The organism is bacterium (assembly GCA_021108215.1).
Classification (GTDB): Bacteria; Oederibacteriota; JAAXVQ01; order JAAXVQ01; family JAUVAV01; genus JAIORK01.
The window spans coordinates 66,831-73,414 of record JAIORK010000014.1 but is presented as its reverse complement, the minus strand read 5'-3'; the positions used below and the strand labels follow the sequence as shown (position 1 = coordinate 73,414).

The window sequence follows — 6,584 nt, the reverse complement described above, 5'->3', positions numbered from 1 at the left end:
TGTGAAGGATGTAGGCAATGCGGCGAAATCAGTAGCGGATAATAATTTTGGACTTACCGGAGCACGCCATACCGAGACGGAAATCCAGTCAAGCCAATTTGATGGAAAGACTACCTGGACATTTGCACAAAATAAGATCAGTGAAGTGGAAACAGATGTATTTGACGAGGAATACGGAACACCGAAACATTCGTTTACAAAAAATCTGGGCCGCTGTTTGATCGGTGTACAAAACACAGAGACTTGGATTGAGACGAATCCGGTCACCGGAATGAATACCAAGACTGTGGCGGAGAATGCTATCAGCAAGGTGACGACGGATAAGTTTGATGAGCAGTACGGAACACCGCGGCACTCGCATACGTTTAACAAATTCGGTCTGGCCGGCGCAGAGAATACTTATACGGATATCAAGGCGAACCCATTCAATGGTTTGAATACAAATACATTTGCGGAAAATGATATCAGCACGGTGACGACGGATAAATTTGATAAGCAGTATGGGACGCCGAAGCATTCGGTTACAGTCAACAAATTTGGTTTGACCGGTGCGCAGCCCACGTCTACGGAGATTAAGACTGATCCATTTGATGGGTTGAATACCTGGACATTTGCGGAAAATACGCTCAGCACAGTGGAGACGGATAAGTTTGATGAGCAGTATGGGACACCGAAGCATTCGATTACAACCAACAAATTTGGCTTGACTGGCGCACAGCATACGGATATGGAAATCAAAAGCAATCCGTTTAATGGACTGAATACCTGGACATTGGCGGTTAATGCTATCAGCATAGTGGAAACAGATGAGTTTGATGAACAGTACGGAACACCAAAACATTCGATCGCGACAAACAAATTTGGCTTGACTGGAACGAAAATTACGAATACGACAATCAAGACCAATCCAAAAAACGGATTGAATACAAATACATTGGCGGTCAATGAACTCAGCACAGTGGAGACGTACGAGTTTGATAATCAATATGGAACGCCGAAGGAATCTAAAACGACAAACGAGTATGGCTTGACCGGTGCAAAAATCACGAATACGACAATCACGACCAATCCGGTCACCGGAATGAATACCAAGACTGTGGCGGAGAATGCTAACAGCACGGTGACGACGGATCAATTTCACCCAAAGTATGGTACACCAATGCACTCGAGCACAGACAGCAAGTATGGCTTGTTAGGCACAAAAATCACGACGACCGTGATTACGGCCAGTCCGTTCAACGGATTGAGCGTGAAGACCGTGGCAGACAATTATAACAGCACAGCAATAACACATGAGTTTGATAAACAATACGGAACACCGAAAAAAACACGCGTATTGAATAAGTTTGGCTTGCGCGGCGCAGCGTGTACGGATACGGAAATCGAGGCGAATCCACAAAATGGATTGAATATCTGGACATTTTCAAAAAATGAGCTCAGCACAGTGGAGACCGATAAGTTTGATGAGCAGTATGGCACAGCCATGCATACGATTACGATAAATAAATATGGATTACTCGATTCAGCAAAAACGGACACGGTGATAACAGCCGATACTGCCAATGGTCTGAATATTCAAACTGTGACGACCAACAAGCTCAATGCCGTCGTGACTACGTATGACAAACAATACGGTGTGCCGGTTTTAAGTGTTCAGGAAAATGATGCTTATCCGACGCTGGCACGAAAGACAACCACTAAAATTATCGCGAATATAAGAACAGGGTTGAATATCAGGACTGTGGCGGAAAACGGACTCTCTGTTATCACCACCGATGCATTTGATCAAAAGTACGGAACCGCACGACATTCTATGACGCGAAATAAATATTGTTCCGGAACAGGAAATCGTTGGGCAGAAACAGTGACGGACGCGGATACCCGTACCGGGCTAAACAAGCAGACGTTTACAATCACCAGTGATGGCAGCAAGTGGCTTTCCCGCACATGGACCAATTATGATGCACAATACGGAACACAGACTGATGCAATATCCATGATGAATGAGGACTATGCATTGGGCGGTGCTGTCTTTACCAAGAACACCTATGAATGCAGCAAGCAAACCGGCAGGATGACAGAGTCAACCTCAATTAATCACAATGGAAAGACCAAGACTTTTTATGAAAATGGTTTGGGAACGTTTAGTCAACATTGGGCAGCTTACGGGCTTGCCGGCTATACCGAGACAACCATGACACCCAATTATGAGACCGGCGTTAATGTGGAAACAAGTGCGACGGCCTACTCCCGCATGGCACCCGAGAAGGTGTTGTCTGTAAGCAAAACTGCGTATGATAAGAACGGTCGGGCAACGGATACAAAAACCCATAACATGACAGGACCCCAGAATGCCCGGGAGTCAACGACACATATTGATGATTTTTATGAGTTTTCCGGAAGTAAAATGAAAACGACTTCAACCACGTTAATGGGCACCAGTCAAGCCATGTATAATCAAAAAGGTGTGGAAATGTATTCCAATACGGAGGGTAAATATGGTGTGAACCTTGGGAGAGAGAGTGAAACCGTGACCACATCCTGGAACAAGCAAACCGGTATTGTGAATTCAAAACAAACCAAAAGTGATCTTTCCATCAACAATACATATACCGATGAAAATGGTCTGCCTGGTCATGTCAATAGTGTGTCTGGGTATCCCCTCTGGAAAGAAAATGAGTCTTTCATAGGCGCTGCCGACGGTGCCAAACGCTCCAATGTGTATTGTGCAGGTGATCTGCAATGGAGCGGTCAGCCTTCCCGTACCTGGTCAATATCTGAGGATTTTTCCGCGACCGATAGTACGCGGGATGAAAATGGTTTTGTGACACATTCGGTTAACTATCAGAAATATGCCAGCAATGGCAATCAGAAAACCTGGACGGATTATAAAGTTAATCCCAATACCGGTATGAATGTTTCCTCGGTAAAGACACTCTGTACCTACGGTTACAATGGTTCCAGGGATGTGGGTGTGGGGTGGGCTCGGAAAGATACTATTGAGACTCAGTATGATCCTGTGTATGGGTGTGCTACAAAATCCGTAAGTTCTAAGAAAACGTGGAGAGGCGCAAGCTATAATCGAGACGGTGAGGTCACAAGAGCGGCACATTGGGCTTCTGGAAGGAAGACAACGACAGATTTTAGATTTAATAAGGATACCGGTATGACAACCTGGAGCCAAACTTTTACACCACGCAGGTTTTATAACTTAGGAACGTATGATGAAAGAGGCCGTAAGATTGCTTCACGGACACATAAAAGAAGGAATAGTAGTAGTCGCCGTAGAAAGTATGAAATGTATACTTCGACATTTGAATACAACGAATGGACAGGTCTGAAAACTAAAGAAGTTCGAAAAAACATCATATGTTCTGTGGACAAGACTGTTCATTACGATCAAGATGGCGTGGAATTAAGATCATGGACTGAGGATTATGAATATCCCTCCGGGGAAGTCAAGCATCTCACAGAGTATCATGGCAGCGGTGGAGGCGGCAATTCGACATCTTCAACCACAACATGGTCAGGCGGCGGTCAAACCACTCGGACAGTCGAAGGCGGTGGTTTTACGATAATTCCTGAAGGGGATCAATATACCTATTTGCCGGGATATGAAAACACTACCTATCATCAGGGCACACACATAACGCAATCCAGGATTTTTTATACCATGAGTGATGAAGGGCCGGTATCCGCCATTGTGTTGGATAATCAGGGAACAGAATCCTGGGTCATGGGAAATGGTTATGAAAATTCCGCCATTCTATCTCGAACACGTGTTAATCATGGCGGCAGCACAATAACCTGGAACTATACAGATGATCCAACTGGATTATTTCATACCAGCGCGCAGATCACTTACACGGATTTATATGGCACACATACCGGCATCGGGTCGGAAGAATATACTGAATCAGGTATTTTGACCAGTCGCACAATGATCAATGACACGACCATGAATATGACCCTGACGTTTGGAAATGATGATCAGTATCTCACCACTGCGACCGGGACACGCGAGGATGGGCAGATCATCAATTATAGTTATAGTGGAAGGAACGAAATTGTTGCCAGCGAAGATGATAAGGGCATCACAACATGGGATCAAGCGAATCAGAAAATGATAGAGACCAAGGGTGGTTTGGGTAGTTTCAAATACACCTATGTAGATGATCGTGTGAGTAAAATTGAAGGTCAGTCCGCGATAGATGGCAGTATGGTCTTTGATGAATATTGGAATATGCAAGAGTGGACAGACAGCAAGGGTATTGTCCATCAGTATAAAGGAACAGAGAAGAACAAGGGTTACTGGACACAGGCAACCGAGTCCTTTACAGATACCGAAGGTGCGGAATGGACCGGCACCATGAACTACGATAATTTTGGTTTTTATTTTGCAGGCGGTGAGTTAGAAGCGAAAAATGTCATGGTTGACGGAACCGGTGCGGTGAATGCTGTTGACATGGATGAGAGCAGTGCGGTTGAGTTCATCAAGGGTCTTTTGGAAAAATATCATAGTGAAATGGAGACTTGGAGTTATCAATCGAGTCAGGACAAGCGCAAGAAAAAAACACAGGGCGAGCTGCAAGCCGAATTTCTTACCGCAGAAGCGCTTACACAGATGAGCAGTGTTAAGGTTACGATCAATCCAGATGGAACTTCTACAACGGAATTTAGTGCTATCCAATTTATGGAAGCTAATTTTACTAAAAAAAATCGGTACAAGCCGGTTTCAAACTCTAAAAATTATAGTGATAAAAAATCAGTACCTTCCGGAACTTTTGATGCAAAAAAAGCGGATGATCCGTTTTACAAAGGAAATTGTGGATACAAAATCAGTAATGTTCAGTCGTATCAGATTCGGGTAGGGACCACGCCGATTAAGATCCATTATCTGGAGGTTATTCCTGATGATCCGGAAACGCTTGATATCAATGAGTATGAAGAAATCAAACATACTTCACAGGTTTATTGGGATCATGATGATGATCCTGATACACCAGACGTGGGACGTTATACGAAAAAAACCAGCGGGGGCAAACCAATCAAGGGGACCCGTTATCGTTATACCAAAACCACCTACACGAAAGTTGCTGATGGATGGATGTGGAAGTCCACCGGAAAGTATGCGCAAAATGCGTTTGATGACGCACTCGTGCAGGATACGGGGTTGCTCACAGTATCACCGATCGGTCAAAAGAACGGCAATGTGAGAGCCGCAGCGGTCAAGCGCAACTACCGCAAATCATTTAAAAACAGAGGTGGTGCTGTTTTATTGGCCGGTGGTATGGACGTGAAACAAGCAAAAACCGTTGAAAAAATAAGTGATGTGCAGGTGCCGAGAGTTCCAGAGACAGATGGTGTATCGGCTGCAGTGGTTACCAATGATCAGGTCATGGTTGAAAAATCAGGTCGTAAAATGGAACTAGTGGATGAAGCTAGCAAGGTCAAAAGTAAACCAGGGGCAAAAAAAATCACTAAACCCAAGGATGAGCTGCTGGTTGTTTTCCGAGAAATTGACTCCATAGAAGATGCGCTGGCATTCATCAAAATGGTGCGCGGCAAGATGAGACCTGAGGCAGTCGCAAGAGCGGTTTTTGTTTCACGCGATGTTAAAATCATGAATCGTTTGGTAAAAGTCTATCAGGACATATTCGGCGAAGCACAGCAGGCTACTTTGCTTGGGAAATTAACCGACATGCTGTTAGACAACCGCCTGGTATTGGACCAAGTCAGTGTTGCAATAACCGGCGGCAAAGCCATCAGCGCGGACCTGAAAATGGCTGCCAAGATTGCGAAAAAAATCAAGGATGCCAAGGGCGTGAAGCGTGACGAAAAAGGCCGTGTGGTTGAAGCCGTTGACCAAAAGGGGAGTAAGCATAGGTTCAAGTATGAAAAATTCGGGATTACCGAGATGATTGTGGCGGTGGACGGTAAAACAAGTGTGAAGCACTATGACGAGGCCGATCGCATGCTTTCTGAATCGTCCGGTAGTGTTAGTCGTACCTTCAAGTACGAGCTTGCGGAAAACGGTCAGATTGAAAAGACAACGATGGTTGAGCGTACTGAAGAAGGGACCAAGACATTTGAGTATAACCGGAATGGTCTTTTGAGCGCAACGGAGAAAGACGGTTTGAGAACTGAGATTGTTTACACAGGCAAAAAAGGCAACAATTATACGACCAAGTTGTACAACAAAAATGGTAATGTGATTGAAGAGCATACTTTTAAAAACGGGCGTCTGGCACGGAAGAAGACACGCGATGGCAACAAAGTTAGCTATGCGTATATAACAGATGATGACGACAAAGTGGTGGCTGTCACCCAGGCGGTTGAGGATGCTGACGGCGGGAAAACTTATCTGAAGTTTGATCAATCCGGCAAGTTGGTTTCCGTGCAGGGCAAAAATACAGGCCGGGTCAAGAAGATGATTAAAGAAGGCGCTATGCCGGATGAAGCACTTGACTTTGACGCCATACTTGAATTATTCAGTGATCCGCGTATGGATGGCATGCGTATGGAAAGAAGGCAGCTCCGGGGAGTTAACGAGTAAAAAGCATGATTGAAAACCGTATGACACA

At 44.9% G+C, this 6,584-nt stretch carries 1 protein-coding gene; it reads left to right on the top strand.

Annotation, left to right across the window (positions count from 1 at the left end):
• Positions 1-6,556: hypothetical protein (locus tag K8S19_03045; protein MCD4812652.1), on the top strand; the 6,556-nt coding region annotated here is incomplete at its 5' end.
• Between the last annotated feature and the right edge of the window lie 28 nt (positions 6,557-6,584).